Source organism: Plantibacter sp. VKM Ac-2876, assembly GCF_015350715.1.
Lineage (GTDB): Bacteria > Actinomycetota > Actinomycetes > Actinomycetales > Microbacteriaceae > Plantibacter > Plantibacter auratus.
Map to the genome: position 1 here is coordinate 628,279 of NZ_JADKSI010000002.1, position 19,012 is coordinate 647,290.

The 19,012-nt window shown below is 69.7% G+C and carries 12 protein-coding genes; 5 read left to right on the plus strand and 7 right to left on the minus strand.

What is annotated here, in order from left to right; genetic code table 11:
- Positions 1–4: 4 nt before the first annotated feature.
- The 3 genes from gatB to gatC are packed head-to-tail and all read right to left on the minus strand — an operon-like array spanning position 5 to position 3,315.
- Positions 5–1,504 carry an Asp-tRNA(Asn)/Glu-tRNA(Gln) amidotransferase subunit GatB gene (gatB, locus tag ITJ62_RS09330; RefSeq protein WP_064295122.1) on the minus strand — a complete coding sequence of 500 codons (1,500 nt, stop codon included), beginning with the start codon at positions 1,502–1,504 and terminating at the stop codon, positions 5–7.
- Between the two features lie 3 nt (positions 1,505–1,507).
- On the minus strand, positions 1,508–3,019 hold the full coding sequence (gene gatA / locus ITJ62_RS09335; RefSeq protein WP_064295121.1) for an Asp-tRNA(Asn)/Glu-tRNA(Gln) amidotransferase subunit GatA: 1,512 nt from the start codon (positions 3,017–3,019) through the stop codon (positions 1,508–1,510).
- Entirely contained in the window at positions 3,016–3,315 is a 300-nt protein-coding gene (gene gatC / locus ITJ62_RS09340; protein WP_064295120.1) for an Asp-tRNA(Asn)/Glu-tRNA(Gln) amidotransferase subunit GatC, read from the minus strand. Before gatC ends, gatA begins: the two co-directional genes overlap by 4 nt.
- A gap of 90 nt (positions 3,316–3,405) precedes the next feature.
- On the opposite strand from gatC, the gene ITJ62_RS09345 reads away from it, so the two are divergent.
- Positions 3,406–5,127, plus strand: a complete 1,722-nt coding sequence (locus ITJ62_RS09345) for a long-chain-fatty-acid--CoA ligase (protein WP_240773595.1) — start codon at positions 3,406–3,408, stop codon at positions 5,125–5,127.
- A gap of 2 nt (positions 5,128–5,129) precedes the next feature.
- Here ITJ62_RS09345 and ligA read toward each other — a convergent pair whose 3' ends face one another.
- Positions 5,130–7,457, minus strand: a complete 2,328-nt coding sequence (gene ligA / locus ITJ62_RS09350; RefSeq protein ID WP_194601291.1) for an NAD-dependent DNA ligase LigA — start codon at positions 7,455–7,457, stop codon at positions 5,130–5,132.
- Between the two features lie 151 nt (positions 7,458–7,608).
- Here ligA and ITJ62_RS09355 point away from each other — a divergent pair, with 151 nt between their 5' ends.
- A complete protein-coding gene (locus tag ITJ62_RS09355; RefSeq protein WP_191940897.1) occupies positions 7,609–9,087 on the plus strand; it encodes a sugar porter family MFS transporter in 1,479 nt (492 codons plus the stop codon).
- Positions 9,088–9,147: 60 nt separating this feature from the next.
- Here ITJ62_RS09355 and mnmA read toward each other — a convergent pair whose 3' ends face one another.
- Positions 9,148–10,266 (minus strand): tRNA 2-thiouridine(34) synthase MnmA, encoded by a 1,119-nt coding sequence (mnmA, locus tag ITJ62_RS09360; RefSeq protein ID WP_229938575.1) that lies wholly within the window; start codon positions 10,264–10,266, stop codon positions 9,148–9,150.
- Between the two features lie 60 nt (positions 10,267–10,326).
- Positions 10,327–11,550: a cysteine desulfurase family protein gene (locus ITJ62_RS09365; RefSeq protein WP_194601294.1), complete on the minus strand. Its 1,224-nt coding sequence runs from the start codon at positions 11,548–11,550 to the stop codon at positions 10,327–10,329.
- Positions 11,551–11,618: 68 nt separating this feature from the next.
- Here ITJ62_RS09365 and glgX point away from each other — a divergent pair, with 68 nt between their 5' ends.
- Positions 11,619–13,661 carry a glycogen debranching protein GlgX gene (gene glgX / locus ITJ62_RS09370; RefSeq protein WP_194601297.1) on the plus strand — a complete coding sequence of 681 codons (2,043 nt, stop codon included), beginning with the start codon at positions 11,619–11,621 and terminating at the stop codon, positions 13,659–13,661.
- Positions 13,662–13,663: 2 nt separating this feature from the next.
- A complete protein-coding gene (gene ybaK, locus ITJ62_RS09375) occupies positions 13,664–14,155 on the plus strand; it encodes a Cys-tRNA(Pro) deacylase (RefSeq protein WP_194601315.1) in 492 nt (163 codons plus the stop codon).
- 56 nt (positions 14,156–14,211) lie between these two features.
- Here the strand turns inward: ybaK and glgP are convergent, their stop codons facing one another.
- Positions 14,212–16,785, minus strand: a complete 2,574-nt coding sequence (glgP, locus tag ITJ62_RS09380) for an alpha-glucan family phosphorylase (protein ID WP_194601318.1) — start codon at positions 16,783–16,785, stop codon at positions 14,212–14,214.
- A gap of 149 nt (positions 16,786–16,934) precedes the next feature.
- On the opposite strand from glgP, the gene ITJ62_RS09385 reads away from it, so the two are divergent.
- Positions 16,935–18,989, plus strand: a complete 2,055-nt coding sequence (locus ITJ62_RS09385; RefSeq protein WP_194601321.1) for an alpha-1,4-glucan--maltose-1-phosphate maltosyltransferase — start codon at positions 16,935–16,937, stop codon at positions 18,987–18,989.
- Positions 18,990–19,012 lie beyond the last annotated feature (23 nt).

Below are 19,012 nucleotides of genomic sequence, written 5' to 3' on the forward strand. Positions count from 1 at the left end.
GCCGCTACTGCGAGGCGCGCTCCAGGACGAGTTCGCGCACACGTGCCGCATCGGCCTGTCCGCGCATCGCCTTCATCACGGCGCCGATGACCGCGCCGGCGGCCTGGACCTTGCCGTCGCGGATCTTGGCGAGGACGTCCGGCTGAGCGGCCAGTGCCTCGTCGATGGCGGCGATGAGCGGCCCGTCGTCGGACACGAGCGCGAGACCGCGAGCGTCGATGACCTCCTGAGGAGTGCCCTCCCCGTCGATGACGCCCTCGAGCACCTGGCGCGCGAGCTTGTCGTTGAGCGTTCCGTCCTCGACGAGCGCAGCGAGTGCCGCGACGTGCTCGGGCGACACGAGGCTCGTCGCCTCGACGTCGCGCTGGTTCGCGATCCGCGAGATCTCGCCCGTCCACCACTTCCGTGCAGCGGCCGGAGCTGCACCGGCCTCGACGGTGGCCGTGATCTCGTTCAGCAGACCACCGTTCACGACGTCCTGGAACTCCAGGTCGGTGAAGCCCCACTCGCTCTTCAGCCGGCGACGACGGACGGCCGGCTGCTCGGGCAGGGCCGCTCGGAGTTCCTCGATGAGTTCGGGCGACGGCACGACCGGGAGCAGGTCGGGCTCCGGGAAGTACCGGTAGTCGTCAGCGTCGCTCTTGGGCCGGCCGGCGGACGTGGCACCGGTGTCCTCGTGCCAGTGCCGCGTCTCCTGGACGATGGATCCGCCGTCCTTGAGGATCGCGGCCTGCCGCTGGATCTCGTAGCGGACGGCGCGCTCGACGGAACGCAGGGAGTTGACGTTCTTCGTCTCGGTGCGCGTGCCGAGCTTCTCCTGGCCGCGCGGGCGCAGCGAGATGTTGGCGTCGCAGCGGAGGTTCCCGCGCTCCATCTTCGCGTCGGAGATGCCGAGCGCCACGACGATGTCGCGGATCGCGGAGACGTAGGCCTTCGCGATCTCGGGCGCCCGGTGCTCGGTGCCGTAGATCGGCTTCGTGACGATCTCGACGAGCGGCACACCCGCGCGGTTGTAGTCGACGAGCGAGTACTCGGCACCCTGGATACGGCCGGTGGAACCGCCGATGTGCGTGAGCTTGCCGGCGTCCTCCTCCATGTGCGCGCGCTCGATCGGCACCGTCACGATGGTCCCGTCGGCCAGCTCGACGTCGACCGAGCCCTCGAAGGCGATCGGCTCGTCGAACTGCGAGATCTGATAGTTCTTCGCGAGGTCGGGGTAGAAGTAGTTCTTCCGCGCGAACCGGCTCGAGGGTGCGATCGAGCAGCCGAGGGCGAGCCCGAGGCTGATCGAGTACCGCACCGCCTGCTCGTTCACGACCGGGAGCGACCCGGGCAGACCGAGGCAGACCGGCGAGATGTTCGTGTTCGGAGCGTCGCCGAAGCCGTTCGGCGCCGAGGAGAACATCTTCGTCTTGGTGTTCAGCTCGACGTGCACCTCGAAGCCGAGCACCGGCTCGTACAGTTCGAGGGCTTCTTCGTAGGAGAGGAGCTTGTCCTTGGCCATGGGTTACCGACCTCCGAGAGCGGGTGCCTGCGAGATGAGGGTGTGCCCCCACGTCGATTCGAGGAGCGCCTCGAGGGCGGCGCCGACCCGGTAGAGCCTGGCGTCCTCCCGTGCTGGCGCCATGAACTGGATGCCGACGGGCAGACCGTCTTCCGGGGCGAGACCGATCGGCACGCTGATGCCGGGCACGCCGGCGAGGTTCGCCGGGATGGTGGTGACGTCGTTGAGGTACATCGCCAGTGGGTCGTCGATACGCTCGCCCAGCTTGAACGCCGTCGTCGGGGCGCTCGGGCTCACGAGGACGTCGACCTGGTCGAACGCCGCCGCGAAGTCGCGCTGGATGAGCGTCCGGACCTTCTGGGCGCTGCCGTAGTAGGCGTCGTAGTAGCCCGCGCTGAGCGCGTACGTGCCGAGGATGATCCGTCGCTTCACCTCGGGACCGAAACCGGCCTCGCGCGTTGCGGACATGACCTGCTCGACCGTGCCGCCACCCTCGGGCGTGACCCGCATGCCGAAGCGCACCGAGTCGAACTTCGCGAGGTTGCTCGACGCTTCGGCGGGGAGGATGAGGTAGTAGGCGGCGACGGCGTACTCGAAGTTCGGAGCGGAGACCTCGACGATCTCGGCACCGTTCGCCTCGAGTACCGCGAGCGCCTCCTGGAAGCGGCTCTTCACGCCGGCCTGGAAGCCCTCACCGTTGAGCTCGGTGACGACGCCGACCCGGAGGCCGCGCAGCACGTCGCCGCGCGCGCCCTCGCGGGCCGCAGCGGCCATCGACGGCCAGGCGTCGCGGAGCGAGGTGGAGTCGAGGGCGTCGTGCCCGGCGATGACGTCGTGGAGGAGGCCCGAGTCGAGGACCGTGCGGCTGACCGGCCCGACCTGGTCGAGTGAGGAGGCGAGTGCGATCGCCCCGTAGCGGCTGACCGCGCCGTAGGTGGGCTTCACGCCGACCGTGCCGGTCACGTGCGCCGGCTGGCGGATGGACCCGCCGGTGTCGCTGCCGAGGGCGATGGGTGCCTCGAACGCGGCGACCGCGGCGGCGGAGCCACCGCCGGAACCGCCGGGGATGCGGTCGAGGTCCCACGGGTTGTGGGTCGGGCCGTACGCGGAGTGCTCCGTGCTCGAGCCCATGGCGAACTCGTCCATGTTCGTCTTGCCGAGCGGCACGAGACCGGCGGCACGCGACCGGGCGACGACGGTCGCGTCGAACGGTGACAGGTACCCCTCGAGGATCTTGCTCCCCGAGGTGGACGGCATGTCCGTCGTGACCAGCACGTCCTTGATGGCGAGCGGGACGCCCGCCAGCTCGCCGAGGTCCTCGCCCGCGGCACGGCGTGCGTCGATGTCGGCGGCGACGTCGAGTGCGTGGTCCGACACGTGGAGGAAGGCGTGGACGTCGCCGTCGACCTGGGCGATGCGGTCGAGGTGCGCCTGGGTGGCTTCGACGCTGGAGACCTCGCCAGCGCGGAGCTTGCTCGACAGCTCGGCTGCCGTGAGACCGATCAACCCGCTCACTGCTCCTCCCCCAGGATCGCCGAGACCTTGAAGCGACCGTCGGCCGATTCCGGCGCGTTCTGCAGCGCCTGCTCCCGCGTGAGCGTGTTGCCGACGACGTCGTCGCGGTACACGTTCTCGAGCGGGATCGGGTGGCTCGTCGCCGGGACGTCAGGCGTGGCCACCTGCTGCACCTTCTGGATGTTGTCCACGATGGAGTCGAGCTCCGTCGTGAGGTGGGCGATCTCGTCCTGGCTCAGGGCGATTCGAGCGAGGTTCGCGAGATGCGCGACCTGCTCGGTAGTGATTTCCGACATGCGTCTCCCGTACGTGTAGCGGTGGCGGTCGCTCCAGTCTATTCGCCAGGGACGTGGTCGTCCGTCGGGCTCCGCCCCTACAGTGGGACGGTGACCCAGAACGACTCGAGCAGCCGTCCCCGTCCCCCGCACGAGCGTCCCTGGCTCGCGAGCTACGCCGCCGACGTGCCGGACGACATCCCCGAGCAGACCGGCAGCCTCGGCGATCTCGTCGAAGCCTCCGCCGCGAGCTACCCGGACGCCGTCGCGCTGGAGTTCTTCGGGTCGACCACCACCTACACGGAGCTCGAGGCGCTCATCGCCCGTGCCGCCGCCGGCCTGCGCGCACTTGGTGTCCGGGCGGGAGACCCCGTCGCCCTCATGCTCCCGAACTGCCCGCAGCACATCGTCGCGTTCTACGCGGTCCTCAGGCTGGGCGCCGTCGTCATCGAGCACAATCCGCTCTACACCCCCCAAGAGCTCCGCCACCAGTTCGAGGACCACCGCGCGACGTTCGCGATCGTCTGGGACAAGGTCGCCGAGCACCTGCAGGACTTCCCGGCCGATCTGGCGGTGCACTCGCTCGTGACGATCGACGTGACCCGGGCGATGCCGCTCCACATGCGCGCTGCTCTCCGTCTGCCCATCCCGAAGGCGAGAGCCTCACGGGCTCAGCTCACCGCGCCGGTCTCGGGCACCGTGCGGTGGGAGCAGCTCCTGACCTCGGGGCCGCTGCCGGCGAGCCATCCGAAGCCCGCGACCGACGCCCTCGCACTCATCCAGTACACGAGCGGGACGACCGGCTCGCCCAAGGGGGCCGCACTCACCCACGGCAACCTGCTCGCGAACGCGGCGCAGTCCCGCGCCTGGGTGCCCACGGTCAAGCGCGGGGAGGCCGTCGTCTACGCGGTGCTCCCGATGTTCCACGCCTACGGACTGACGCTCTGCCTGACCTTCGCCATGAGCATGGGCTCGCGCCTCGTCCTCTTCCCGAAGTTCGACCCGGCGCTCGTCCTCAAGGTCATGAAGAAGCGCCCGCCGACCTTCCTGCCCGCCGTCCCGCCCATCGCCGACCGACTCCTGACCGCGGCGACCGAGCAGGGCGTGTCACTGCAGGGCACCGAGATCGCCATCTCGGGCGCGATGCCGCTGCCGCACGACCTCGTCGTCCCGTTCGAAGCCGCGTCCGGCGGCTTCCTCGTCGAGGGCTACGGGCTCTCCGAGTGCTCCCCGGTCATCTCCGCGAACCCGGTCTCGACCGCACGGAAGCCCGGGACCATCGGCCTCCCGTTGCCGAGCACCGAGGTGCGCGTCGTGGATCCCGACGACCCGGAGACCGACCGGCCGGCCGGCGAGGCGGGCGAGTTGCTCGTCCGCGGCCCGCAGGTCTTCCACGGCTACTACAACAAGCCCGAGGAGACCGCCGCCGTCCTGCTCCCAGGCGGTTGGTTCCGCACCGGCGACATCGTGTCCATCGACGAGGAGGGGTTCATGACCGTCGTCGACCGGATCAAAGAGCTCATCATCACCGGCGGGTTCAATGTTTCGCCGAGCGAGGTCGAGCAGGTGCTCCGCGGGCACGCGTCGGTCGCCGACGCCGCCGTCGTCGGGCTCCCCGATCCCCACTCCGGCGAGCAGGTCGTCGCGGCCGTCGTCGCGGCTCCCGGTGCCACCGTGGATCCGGATGCCCTCCGAGCCTGGGCGCGGGAGATCCTCACCCCGTACAAGGTGCCGAAGCGGGTCGTCGTCGTCGACGAACTCCCCAAGTCGCTCATCGGCAAGGTGCTGCGGCGCCAGGTCCGCGACGAGCTGCTGCAGGCCGACGCGGGCTGAGCTCAGTCGGTCGGCGCCTCGTCGGCGGACGCCGCACCCTCAGCCTCATCCTCGGCCGGGGAGTCCGGCTCGCCGAGTGCTGCTGGACCCTCGGAGACGAGCAAGGCGAACTGCTCGGCGTCGATGATCCGCAGACCGAGTGCTTCGGCCTTCGCGAGCTTCGACCCGGCACCCGGGCCGGCGGCGACGAAGTCGGTCTTCTTCGAGACGCTTGACGCCGCCTTCCCGCCCGCCTGCACGATCGCTTCCAGCGCACCCTCCCGGGTGAAGCCCTCGAGCGAACCGGTGGCGACGACGGTGACACCGGACAGCACACCACCGGCCGCGACCGCCGCGCCGGGCCCCGGGTGTCCGGGTGTCGCCCACTGCACGCCCGCCGCAGTCCACTCCTCGACGATTTCGCGATGCCAGTCGACCTCGAACCAGGCGATGAGGGCGTCGGCGATGATCCCGCCCACGCCGTCGACCTCCGCGAGCTCGTCGCGGGTGGCCGCACGGATGGCGTCGAGCGAGCCGAAGTATTCCGCGAGTGACCGGGCGGCCACCGGGCCGACGTGGCGGATGTTCAGTGCCACGAGCAACCGGGCGAGCGGGCGGGTCTTCGCGCCGTCGAGGTTGGCGAGGAGTTCGATCGCGTTCTTGGACGGCACCGAGGACTCGTCGCCGTCGAACTCGTCCGCGGCCGGGTCGTGCACGCCGTCCTTCTTGGCGCGTCGGCGGCGGAAGGGCGTGACGCGCTTCTCGGATCCGTCCTCGTTGAGCTTGGGCAGCCCGGTCTCGTTGTCGCGGACGATCACGGTGACCGGGAAGATGTCGGCCATCGTGAGCGAGAAGAGTCCGGCCTCGGTCGTCAGCGGTGGTTCCGCGGGCTCCACCGGCTGGGTGAGCGCCGCTGCCGCCACCTCGCCGAGCGCCTCGACGTCGAGCGCGCCACGTGAGCCGATGTGCTCGACGCGTCCGCGCACCTGCGCCGGGCAGCTCCGCGCATTCGGGCAGCGCAGGTCGATGTCGCCCTCCTTCGCGGGGGCGAGGGTGGTACCGCACTCGGGGCAGTGCTCGGGCATGACGAACTCGCGCTCCGAACCGTCGCGGAGCTCGACGACCGGGCCGAGGACCTCGGGGATGACGTCGCCGGCCTTCCGGAGGACGACGGTGTCGCCGATGAGCACCCCCTTCGCCTTCACGACGTCCTGGTTGTGCAGGGTCGCCTGACGCACCTCGCTGCCGGCGACGAGCACCTTCTCCATGACGGCGAACGGGGTGGCGCGACCGGTGCGCCCGACGCTCACGACGATGTCGAGGAGCTTCGTGTTCACCTGCTCGGGCGGGTACTTGTAGGCGATGGCCCATCGCGGAGCACGACTCGTCGCGCCGAGCTCGCCGTGGAGCGCGAGATCGTCGACCTTCACGACGACGCCGTCGATCTCGTGCTCGACGCTGTCGCGGTGGGCGCCGAAGTACTCGATGAAGTCCGCCGCGCCGGTCGCCTCGTCGTGAACCCGGTAGTGCGAGGAGGTCGGGAGCCCCCAGCTGTGCAGCAACTCGTAAACCTGCGACTGTCGGGCGACGGGCGGCTGTTCCCACGCGCCGATGCCGTGGACGAGCATCTGCAGTCGGCTGAGCCGGTCGTGCATGAGTGCGAGCTGGGCCGGGTTCTTGCTCTCCGCCTTCTGGCGCAGGGAACCGCTGGCCGCGTTGCGCGGGTTGGCGAAGACCCGTTCGCCGGCCGCCGCCTGGTTGGCGTTCAGTTCGCGGAAGGCCTCGACCGGGAAGAAGATCTCGCCCCGGACCTCGACGACCTCCGGGAACTCGACCTCGGGGTCGGACGACGTCAGGCGCTCGGGGATGGAACGGATGTACCGCACGTTCTCCGTGACGTCCTCGCCGACGACGCCGTCGCCGCGCGTGGCCGCGCTCACGAGGCGGCCGCGCTCGTACCGGAGGTTGATGGCGAGGCCGTCGATCTTCAGTTCACAGAGGTACTGGACGGACCCTCCGGCGTCGCGCTCGACCTTGGCGGCCCAGGCGAGGAACTCCTCGATCGAGAAGACGTTGTCGAGGCTGAGCATGCGCTCGAGGTGCGTGACGGGGGCGAACAGCGTGGTCTCGGCGCGCCCGCCGACGGTCTGGGTGGGGCTGTCCTGGCTCTGCAGCTCGGGGAACAGACGCTCGAGCTCCTCGAGCCGCCGGAGCATCGCGTCGTACTCCTCGTCGGAGGCGAGCGACTCGTCGCGCTCGTAGTACGCGTCGCGGAGCTCGAGGATGCGCGAGGTGAGTTCCTCGGCCTCGGTCGATGCCTGCTGGAGGGTCTGTCCGGTGCTGTTCGCCACGGCGTCCAGTCTACGAGCGGCGTCCGACACCGGCGGGCGCTTGACACCCGGCACGTCCTCCCGGATGTGCGCAACGGGGTCGGGACGGGTCTCATCGAGGAGTAGGGTGTCGCAGTGCCGCAGGAACCATGCGCGCGGAATCGGAGGAACCATGTCCCAGTCCAGCAGTCCGGGAACGGGGGCGGCTCCTACCAGCAAGCAGCTGACCGCGCGCGTCATCGGCATCTCCGTCTCTGCCGCGGTCGGTGGCTTCCTCTTCGGGTTCGACTCCTCCGTGGTGAACGGCGCGGTCGACGCGATGCAGGACCACTTCGCGCTCAGTGAGGCGCTCATCGGCTTCGCGGTCGCGTCAGCGCTGCTCGGTTGCGCGCTCGGCGCCTACCTCGCGGGCCGGATCGCCGACAGCCGCGGCCGCATCTTCACGATGCTGCTCGGTGCCGGCCTGTTCTTCATCTCCTCCTTCGGAGCCGGCTTCGCCTTCTCCCCCTGGGACCTCGTCATCTGGCGCATCGTCGGCGGGCTCGGTATCGGCATCGCCTCGGTCGTGGCTCCGGCGTACATCGCCGAGATCGCGCCGAGCGCCATCCGCGGCCGTCTCGCCTCGCTGCAGCAGCTCGCCATCACGCTCGGCATCTTCGCCGCGCTCCTGTCCGACTCCGTCCTGGCGGGCGCCGCCGGCGGCGCCTCGAACCCGCTGTGGTTCGGCGTCGAGGCCTGGCGCTGGATGTTCATCGCCTGCGCGCTCCCGGCCGTGGTCTACGGCGTGCTCGCGATGCGGCTCCCCGAGTCGCCCCGGTTCCTCGTCCGCAAGGGCAAGTCGGACGAGGCCCGTCGGATCTTCGCGACCGTCTGGCCGCAGGAAGAGGTGGATCGCGCCGTCAAGCTCGCCGAGCAGGCGGTGAAGGACGATGAGCAGCAGAAGAAGGCGACCCTCTGGGGCGGACGCTTCGGGCTCCTGCCGATCGTCTGGATCGGCATCATCCTGTCGATCTTCCAGCAGTTCGTCGGCATCAACGTGATCTTCTACTACTCGACGACGCTGTGGAAGGCCGTCGGGTTCCAGGAGTCCGACTCGCTCCTCATCTCGGTCATCACCTCGGTGACGAACGTCGCGGTCACCGTCGTCGCCATCCTGCTCGTGGACCGCATCGGTCGACGGCCGATCCTCCTCGCGGGTTCCATCGGCATGACGGTCTCGCTCGGCGCGATGGCGATCGCGTTCACGCAGTCGATCACCGACAGCGCCGGCGAGGTCTCGCTGCCCCAGCCGTGGGGCACGATCGCCCTCGTGGCCGCCAACGTGTTCGTCGTAGCGTTCGGCGCGTCGTGGGGACCGCTCGTCTGGGTGCTCCTCGGCGAGATCTTCCCGAACCGCCTGCGCGCGAAGGCACTCGGTGTCGCGGCGATGGCGCAGTGGATCGCGAACTTCCTCATCACGGTCAGCTTCCCGGCCCTCGCCGCGTTCTCCCTGCCGGTGACATACGGCATGTACGCGCTGTTCGCGCTCCTCTCGTTCGTCTTCGTCCTCGCGAAGATCCCCGAGACGAACGGCCTGACGCTCGAGGAGGCGGAGACCCTCTTCGTCAAGAAGCCCAAGAAGTCCAAGGCGGGCGCACAGACCCGATCCTGACGACCCACGCGGAACGCCCGACGAGCCTGGCTCGTCGGGCGTTCCGTCGTTGCGGCGTCCTCAGGCGGAGGCGGCGGCTCCGACGGGCACCGCACTGACGGTGCGGTCGATCGTGAACTGGCCGAGGACGCGCGTCCCGCTGTACAGCACGGCGGTCTGTCCGGGAGCGACGCCGTCCAGCGGCGTCTCCGGGTGGACGACGAGCTCGCCGTCGACGAGCGTCAGTGCGGCGGGAACCGGGTCGGCGTGCGCACGGATCTGGACGTCGCACGGGATCGGCGCGACACCGACCTCCGGAGCCCTCCCTGCCCAGGTGAAGCGCGAACCGGCGATCTCGCCGATGGCGAGCGCCTCCTTCGGCCCGACGACGACCGTGTTGTCCTTCGGACGCACCTCGAGGACGAAGCGCGGACGTCCATCCGGCGCCGGCACGCCGAGGTGCAGGCCCTTGCGCTGGCCGACGGTGAAGGCGTGCGCACCCTCGTGCGAACCGACGACGGCTCCGTCTCGGTCGAGGACCTGGCCGGTCTCGGTGCCGACCCGCTCCCCCAGCCAGCCCTTCGTGTCGCCGTCGGGGATGAAGCAGATGTCGTGGCTGTCGGGCTTGTTCGCCACCGTGAAGCCGCGCTCCGCGGCCTCGGCACGGACCTCGGCCTTCGACGGCGTCGCCCCGAGCGGGAACATCGAGTGCGCGAGCTGTTCGGCGGTGAGCACGCCCAGGACGTACGACTGGTCCTTCGCCCAGGCACTCGCGCGGTGCAGCTCACGATCGCCCTCGGGGCTCGTGACGATGGTGGCGTAGTGACCGGTCACGACCGCGTCGAACCCGAGGTCGAGCGCCTTCTCGAGCAACGCCGCGAACTTGATCTTCTCGTTGCAACGCATGCACGGGTTCGGGGTCCGGCCGGCGCGGTACTCGGCGATGAAGTCGTCCACCACGTCGAGCTTGAAGCGCTCCGAGAAGTCCCACACGTAGTACGGGATGCCGATCAGGTTCGCCGCACGCTGGGCGTCCATCGAGTCCTCGATGGTGCAGCACCCGCGACTGCCGGTCCGGAGCGTGCCCGGCATCCGGCTGAGCGCCAGGTGGACGCCGACCACCTCATGGCCTGCGTCGACGGCGCGTGCCGCTGCCACGGCGGAGTCGACTCCGCCACTCATCGCTGCCAGAACTTTCACCGGGCAAGTCTACGCGCCAGCCGCTGGACGGCCACCCGCAAGCGGTGACGGGACGGCTGCTCAGGGACGAGCGCCCAGCGCCGTGTCGCGGTCGGCGGAACCGGCCCGACTCGCCTGTGCGTACGCGCGCGGCAGGGCCTGGAGGAAGTCGTCCACGTCCGTCTCGGTCGTCGTCCGACCCAGCGTGATCCGGAGGACCGATCGGGCCTCCGTCTCCGGGCGTCCCATCGCGAGCAGGACATGCGACGGTTCCGGGACGCCGGCCTGGCAGGCGGAACCCGTCGAGACCGCCACCCCTGCGAGGTCGAGGAGGAAGAGCATCGAGTCGCCCTGTGCGCCGGGGAACACGAAGTTCGCGTTCGACGCGAGTCGCTCGCTGGGATCACCCGTCAGCTTGGCCTCCGGAACGGTCGCCCGCACGCCGGCCACGAGTCGGTCGCGCAAGGCGCTGAGACGCTCCTGCTCCGCGGTCCGCTCGAGTGCCATGAGCTCCGCGGCGACGGCGAACCCGACGGCTGCTGCGACGTCCTGCGTGCCGGAGCGGAGTCCGCGCTGCTGTCCGCCACCGTGCTGCAACGGCTCCACCACGGCTGCGCGGCTCACGACCAGGGCTCCGATCCCCACGGGACCACCGATCTTGTGCGCGGAGACGCTGAGCGCGACGAGACCGCTGGCACCGACCGATCCGGATGCGGCGCGAAGGTCGGCGAGGTCGATGGGGAGGTGTCCGTAGGCCGAGACCGCGTCCAGGTGGAACGGCACCTCGGCGGCTGCGGCGAGCGCCGCCAGCCGGACGACGGGCTGGATGGTGCCGACCTCGTTGTTCGCCCAGAGTGCCGTCGCCACGGCGATGTCGGGGCCCTGGTCGGCGAAGCGCTCGGCCGCCGTGTCGAGTGAGACCCGGCCGAGGTCGTCGAGCGGGATCCAGAGCGGGGATGCACCCTCGTGGCGCTCGAGCCATTCGACGGTGTCGAGCGTGGCGTGGTGCTCCCCCGCGGGTGCGAGCACGGCGGCACGGCGTCGATCCTGCTGGCGGTGCCAGTAGAGCCCTTTGAGGGCGAGGTTGATGGATTCGGTGCCGCCGGAGGTGAAGACGAGTTCGATGGGGTCGCATCCGAGGGTCGCCGCGACCCGCTCACGTGCCTCTTCGAGGAGGCGGCGGGCCTGTTGCCCGGGGCCGTGGATGGAGGCCGGGTTGCCGACGGTCGCCATCGCGGACGCGTAGGCCTCGATCACCTCGGATCGCACCGGGGTCGTCGCGGCGTGGTCCAGGTACACCACCATGCCGCTCCTCCCCTCGCCGCGGTGTCCGCGGATCTTCGCGCACTCCCGCACTCACTACTGTAGAACCCATGAACGCTGGTGACCCCTTCCACGATCTCGGCGTCCGCCTCGGCCCGTCCGGTGGTGAGCTCCGCGTGTGGTCCGAGCATGCGGATGCCCTCGAACTCGTGATCTTCGACGACAAGGATCTGAACTGGATCACCCACTCGGTCGAGATGACCCGCGACGACGACGGGGTCTGGAGTGGGAGTTCCGAGGAGCTGGTGCTCGGCCGACGCTATGCGGTCCGCGCCTCCGGGCCGTCCTCGCCGAACAACGCCTTCGACCCGAGCCTGCTGCTGCTCGACCCCTACGCCCGCGGGCTCGCACGCGTGTCGGCCGAGCAATGGCGTTCCGTGGTCGTCGACGACGCGTTCGACTGGGGCGGTGTGCAGAAACCCCGCATCCCGCTCGACCGGACCGTCGTGTACGAGGCGCACGTCAAGGGGCTGAGCAAGCTGCACCCCGACGTGCCGGAGGAGCTGCGGGGCACGTACGCGGGCCTCGCCCACCCCGCGATGATCGCGCATCTGCACGATCTCGGGGTGACGAGCGTCGAACTGCTGCCGGTGCACGCGTTCACCTCTGAGCAGCGTCTCATCAAGCAGGGCCTCGTCAACTACTGGGGCTACAACACCCTGAACTTCTTCAGTCCACACGCCTCCTACGCGACGAAGACGGCTCAGGCGGGTGGCGCGGACGAGGTCCTCCGCGAGTTCAAGGGCATGGTGAAGCTGCTGCACGAGGCCGGCCTCGAGGTCATCCTCGACGTCGTCTACAACCACACCGCCGAGGAGGGTCCCGGCGGCCCCCGCACGAGCTTCCGCGGCATCGACAACGCGACCTACTACCGTCAGGACGCCACCGGCGCCTACATCGACGTAACGGGCTGCGGCAACACTGTGGACTTCGGCCACCCGGTCCCCCAGCAGCTCGTGCTCGACTCGTTGCGGTACTGGGCGGACGAGGTGCAGATCGACGGCTTCCGGTTCGACCTCGCTGCGACGCTCGGTCGGAACGAGGCGGTCGAGTTCACGCCCGACCATCCCCTGCTCGAGGCGATCGTCCACGACCCGTCGCTCGTCGACGCGAAGATGATCGCCGAGCCCTGGGACGTCGGGATGGGCGGCTGGCAGACGGGGAACTTCCCTGCCGGTTGGCACGAGTGGAACGACCGGTACCGGGATCGCGTCCGTAACTTCTGGCTCTCCGACATCGACTACGCGAGACGGGCGGACGCCCCGGTCGGGATCGGTGGGTTCGCGACCCGCCTGGCCGGATCGAGCAACACCTTCTCCGCTGAGCGCGGTCCGCTGGCCTCCGTCAACTTCATCACGGCCCACGACGGGTTCACCCTGGCCGACCTCGTCTCGTACGACGTCAAGCACAACGTCGGGAACGGCGAGTCCAACCGCGACGGGACGGACAACAACCGTTCCTTCAACCACGGTGCCGAGGGCCCGACGGACGACACGGCGATCCTCGCCGCTCGTCGCAAGGCGATGCGGAACCTGCTCGGCACGCTCCTGCTGTCGGCGGGTGTCCCGATGCTCACGGCGGGCGACGAGTTCGGGCGGAGTCAGCGTGGCAACAACAACGCCTACTGTCACGACTCCGAGCTGACCTGGGTCGGATGGACGAGGGAGCCCTGGCAGGACCAGTTGCTCGCGCACAGCCGCCGGCTCCTCGAACTCCGGCGCGAACACCCCGCCCTCCGACCGGAGCACTTCGCCGCCGCCGGGACGACGGTGCCCGGCGCGAGCGTCATGGACTGGTTCGACGCCTCGGGCGCGACCATGAGCACCGAGGACTGGACGAGTCCCCGGAACCGGACACTGCAGTTCTTCTCGACCAGCACGCCGGAGTCCGAGGAGCTCGACCGCGTGCTGCTCATCGTGCACGGCGTGGAGCAGCCGGTCGAGGTCACCTTGCCCGAGCACGAGGGCGTGACCGCGTTCGTGCGCATCTGGAACTCCGCGGACGATGCACCGACGTCCGAGGAGGAGCAGTTCGTCCCAGGCCAGACGGTCCCGGTCTCGGCCACGTCGATGCAGCTCTTCCGAGCCGTCTGACGATGGCGAAACGCAGGGCCGAGGGAGGCGGCACCCCGGCGACGATGACGTTGACCTCGCTGGGCATCCCCTTCACCCCGCGCTCCTACCGACACGACCCGTCGGTGACGGCCTTCGGTCTCGAAGCCGCCACGGCGCTCGGGGTCGACCCGCCCAGTGTGTTCAAGACCCTGCTGGCGGAGGTGGACGGGTCGCTCGTCGTCGCGATCGTCCCGGTCGCCGACCAACTCGACCTCAAGGCGCTCGCGGCGGCCCTCGGCGGGAAGCGGGCGACGATGGCGGATCCTGCCGTCGCCGAGCGGAAGACGGGCTACGTGGTCGGCGGCATCAGCCCGATCGGGCAGCGCACCACGCTCCCGACGGTGCTCGACGAGAGCGCCTTCGAGCACGAGACGGTGTTGGTCTCGGGTGGTCGGCGCGGGTTCGACCTCGAACTCGCCCCGTCCGACCTCGGATCGGCCGTGTCCGCCGTCGTCACGCGGATCGCCAGATAGTCGGATCCCTCGACGCACCGGTGCGAGGTCGCACCGACGCGTCGGAGGAGATCGCCCTACTGGTCCGCCACGGCGACGAGCCCGAGTTCCGCGGGGGTGAGGAGCAGCTCATGTCTCGGCACGATGCGCACCGTGTACCCGAACCCGCCGGCCCGATCGAGGGGAAGCGTCCCGGCGTACTCGAGTGTGTGCTCCGGCCGACTCGTCGACGGGGACTGCTGCTGCTCGAGCGGCTGCGTCCGGATGTCGAGCAGTTCACCCCCGGCACCGGGCACCCCGCAGACCACCTCGACGGTCACGTCCTCGGGTGACAGCGATCCCAGCTGGACGTAGGCGCGCAGCCGCAGTACGTCACCGACCTGCGGGACCGCGTCGACACCGCCGCTCTCGACATGGGCGACCGCCAGCTGTGGCCAGGCCTCGCGCACCCGCTGCTTGTAGGCTGCCAGCTCGCGCGCCCGCTGCTGATCGGACGCGTTGAGCTCACGCTCCATCGCCGCCGCCGGGAGGTACATGCGCTCCGTGTACTCGCGGACCATGCGGTCGGCACTGAGCGGTTCGGACAGCGTCGAGATCGTGTGTCGCACCATCTGCATCCAGCGCTGCGGCAGCCCGTCGTCCTCGCGCTCGTAGAACCGCGGCACCAGCTGGTGCTCGAGGATCTCGTACAGCGCCGTGGCCTCGAGGGCGTCGCGTTCCTCGTCGTCCGCCGCCCCGTCCGCCGACGGGATGACCCAACCGTTCTCGCCGTCCGCGTACTCGTTCCACCATCCGTCGAGGATCGACAGGTTCAGGGCCCCGTTGAGTGCGGCCTTCATGCCGGACGTCCCGCAGGCCTCGAGGGGACGCAGCGGGTTGTTCAACCACACGTCACAGCCGGGGTAGAGCGTCTTGGCCATCCCGATGCCGTAGTCCGGCAGGAAGACGATGCGCGATCGGAGCTCGGGATCCTGGGCGAACTGTACGAGGCGCTGGATGAGTCGCTTGCCGTCGTCGTCCGCCGGGTGTGCCTTGCCCGCGACGACGATCTGGACGGGCCGTTCGGGGTGGAGCAGGATCGCGCGCAGTCGGTCGGGATCGCGCAGCATGAGGGTGAGCCGCTTGTAGCTCGGCACCCGCCGGGCGAACCCGATCGTCAACACCTCGGGGTCGAGCAGTTCGTCGATCCAGGACGGGAGGACCGCTTGCGGGTTCTGGGTCCGATACCCGTCGGCGATCCGGCGCCGCACGTCGGCGACGAGGCGCTCCCGCATACCGTGCTTGCGCGACCAGAGCTCGGCGTCCGAGAGCGACGGATCGGACCAGTCCGCCCGACTCGTGTCGGTCGTCCCCCACCGGTCCACGGCGAGGTCGACGAGCGACGGATCCGTCCAGCTCGGGGCGTGGACACCGTTCGTGATCGATGTGATCGGCACGTCAGAGACGTCGAAGCCGGGCCAGAGGCCTCGGAACATCGCGCGGCTCACCTCGCCGTGCAACCGACTGACGCCGTTCGCGCGCTGTGCCAGACGCAGGCCCATGATCGCCAGGTTGAAGACGTCGGCCGAGCCGCCGTTCGCCGTCTCGTCGCCGAGTGCGAGGACGTCCGGTGCGGCGACGCCCGGGAGCAGGTCACCGCCGAAGTAGCGCGTGATCACCTCGCGGTCGAACCGGTCGATCCCGGCCGGAACGGGGGTGTGCGTCGTGAAGACGGTCCCGCCGCGCACGAGCTGCAGCGCCTCGTCGAAGGAGAGTCCGTTGCCGACGAGGTCGCTGATCCGCTCGAGCCCCAGGAAACCGGCGTGGCCTTCGTTGGAGTGGTAGACCTGCGGCAGCGCGTGGTCCGTGAGCTCGCTCCACTGCTTGATCGCTCGGACGCCGCCGATGCCGAGGAGGAGTTCCTGCAGGAGTCGATGCTCGCCGCCACCGCCGTACAACCGGTCCGTCACGCCGCGCAGGTCGGCGACGTTCTCCGGGATGTCCGTGTCGAGCAGCAGCAGTGGCACCCGACCGACCTCGGCGATCCAGACCCGTGCCGACAAGCTCCGGTCGTCGGGGAGCGCCAGGGTGACGGTGACCGGTGTCCCGTCCGGTTCCCGGAGCACGGTGACCGGGAGTCCGTCGGGGTCCTGCACGGGATAGGACTCCTGCTGCCAGCCGTCGTTCGTGATCGACTGCGCGAAGTATCCAGAGCGGTACAGGAGACCCACGCCGACGAGCGGCACACCCAGGTCGGAGGCGCTCTTCAGGTGGTCGCCGGCGAGGATGCCGAGTCCGCCCGAATACTGCGGCAGGGCCGCGGCGATACCGAACTCGGGCGAGAAATAGGCGATCGTCTGCGGTTTCGGGTCCGGGAGACCCTGGTACCACCGCGGCTCCTCCAGATACCGGCGGAGGTCGGCGTGCAAGGCGTCGGCCCGGCCGACGAAGTCCGCATCGGCGGCGAGTTCCGCCAGTCGCTCCGGTGTCACGAGTCCGAGGCCGCTGATCGGATCGTGGTCGGACTCGCGCCAGACGTCCGGTGCGATCTCGTCGAACAGGCGCTGTGTCGGCTCGTGCCAGGACCACCGCAGGTTCGCAGCGAGGGCGGTGAGCGAGGTCAGGGACTCGGGGATGAGCGCGCGGACGGTAAACCTGCGGATAGCCTTCACGCGCTCACTCTATGGCAACCGCAGCGGCCGCTCAGGACACGGCTGCGCCCGAGGCCTTAGCATGACGCGTGACACCCCGCGCGCCCCTTCATCGGTGGTCGTTTCGCGGTACGGTCGGACCAGTGGCACCGAAGGAGATGGAACGCACTATGCCGAAGTCAGTACCGCAGTCCTCCACCGTCGACGACGCCGTACCGGTGTCGCTCACGCTGTCCCCGAGCATCGGGCGCATCCCGATCCTGGATCCGACCCCCTCGGTCGAGGGTGGCCGCTGGCCGGCCAAGGCGTTCTCGGGCGAGGTGGTGCCGTTCGGCGCGACCGCGTTCCGCGAAGGACACGACCTCATCGGCGTCGAGCTCCTGCTCACCGATCCGCGCGGGAAGACGGTCGCGCGTCGGATGGCTCCGGGCGCCCCGGGCACCGACCGCTTCGAGGTCGAGGTCCAACTCGCGACGGAGGGCACCTGGCGGTATCAGGTCCGCGCCTTCGCCGACGAGTTCGCGACCTGGGAGCACAACGCCCGGGTCAAGATCGAGGCCGGTGTCGACGTCGAGCTCATGTACCTCATCGGTGCGCAACTCCTCGAGCGCGCCGCGACGGACAAGCTCCGCCCGGCGAAGGACCGCCGCTTCCTCACCGCCGCCGCCAAGCTCCTCCGCGACACCGACGCCGAGCCGGAAGCCCGGTTCGCGGTGCTCGACGATCCAGAACTCCTGGCCATCGCCGACCGTCGGCCGTTCGCCGGTCTCGCGAGCACGAGCGACGAGCGCGTGGTCCGCGTCGAGCGCACCCGGGCCGGCGTCGGTTCCTGGTACGAGTTCTTCCCGCGGTCGGAGGGTGCCGAGCGGAACCCGGACGGCTCCTGGACGTCGGGCACCTTCCGCAGCGCAGCCGGTCGGTTGCCGGCCGTCGCCGCGATGGGGTTCGACGTCCTCTACCTGCCGCCCATCCACCCCATCGGCGTGACGTTCCGCAAGGGACCGAACAACACCCTCACGCCCGGCGAGCACGACCCGGGCTCCCCCTGGGCGATCGGTGGAGCCGCGGGCGGTCATGACGCGATCCATCCAGACCTCGGCACGGAGAAGGACTTCGTCGCCTTCGTCCGCCAGGCGAAGAAGGTCGGCCTGGAGGTCGCGCTCGATCTCGCCCTGCAGGCGTCGCCGGACCACCCCTGGGTGACCGAGCACCCCGAGTGGTTCACGACCCTCCCCGACGGCACGATCGCGTACGCCGAGAACCCGCCCAAGAAGTACCAGGACATCTACCCGGTCAACTTCGACAACGACCCCGAGGGCATCCGGGCCGAGGTGCTGCGCATCGTCCGGCACTGGATCTCGCTCGGTGTCCGGATCTTCCGCGTCGACAACCCCCACACCAAGCCGCTCGACTTCTGGGAGTGGTTGCTCGCGACCGTCAACCGGACGGACCCCGACGTCGTGTTCCTCGCGGAGGCCTTCACCCGTCCGGCCCTGCTGCAGGGTCTGGCGAAGGTCGGGTTCCAGCAGAGCTACACCTACTTCACCTGGCGCAACACGAAGGAGGAGCTCGAGGAGTTCCTCGGCGCGGCAGCGACCGAGACCGCCGACTTCCTCCGGCCCAACCTGTTCGTCAACACGCCGGACATCCTCACCGAGTACCTCCAGTTCGGTGGCCGGGCGGCGTACAAGGTGCGCGCGGCGATCGCTGCGACCGCCGCGCCGACGTGGGGGGTCTACGCCGGGTACGAGCTCATCGAGAACGTCGCCCGTCCCGGTGCCGAGGAGAACATCGACAGCGAGAAGTTCGAGTACCGTCCGCGGGACTGGGCCGCTGCGGAAGCCGCCGGCACCTCGCTGTCGCCGTACCTCACCCTGCTCAACCGGATCCGGCGTGCGCATCCCGCCCTCCGGCAGTTGCGCAACATCAGCTTCCACTGGAGCGACGACGACCAGATCCTCGTCTTCAGCAAGCATCTCGACCAGCGGTTCACCGGCACGGGTGAGCACGACACCCTGCTCGTCGTCGCCAACCTCGATCCGCACTCGGTCCGACAGACCATGGTGCACCTCGACCAGACCGTGTTCGGTGGCGTCCCGGGCGGGAGCTTCGACGTCACCGACCTCGTCACGGGAGCCGAGTGGATCTGGTCCGACAGCAACTTCGTGCGCCTCGACGCCTTCACCGAGCCCGTGCACATCCTGAGCGTGAGGATCCGACCATGACGACCAGCCCTGTGACCCCAGAC

What these genes read in the sequence shown, in the direction of transcription:
- gatB (WP_064295122.1), bottom strand. Translation starts at nt 1,504, where the DNA reads ATGGCCAAGGACAAGCTCCTCTCCTACGAAGAAGCCCTCGAACTGTAC.
- gatC (WP_064295120.1), bottom strand. Translation starts at nt 3,315, where the DNA reads ATGTCGGAAATCACTACCGAGCAGGTCGCGCATCTCGCGAACCTCGCT.
- ITJ62_RS09355 (WP_191940897.1), top strand. Translation starts at nt 7,609, where the DNA reads ATGTCCCAGTCCAGCAGTCCGGGAACGGGGGCGGCTCCTACCAGCAAG.
- ITJ62_RS09365 (WP_194601294.1), bottom strand. Translation starts at nt 11,550, where the DNA reads ATGGTGGTGTACCTGGACCACGCCGCGACGACCCCGGTGCGATCCGAG.
- glgX (WP_194601297.1), top strand. Translation starts at nt 11,619, where the DNA reads ATGAACGCTGGTGACCCCTTCCACGATCTCGGCGTCCGCCTCGGCCCG.
- ybaK (WP_194601315.1), top strand. Translation starts at nt 13,664, where the DNA reads ATGGCGAAACGCAGGGCCGAGGGAGGCGGCACCCCGGCGACGATGACG.
- ITJ62_RS09385 (WP_194601321.1), top strand. Translation starts at nt 16,935, where the DNA reads ATGCCGAAGTCAGTACCGCAGTCCTCCACCGTCGACGACGCCGTACCG.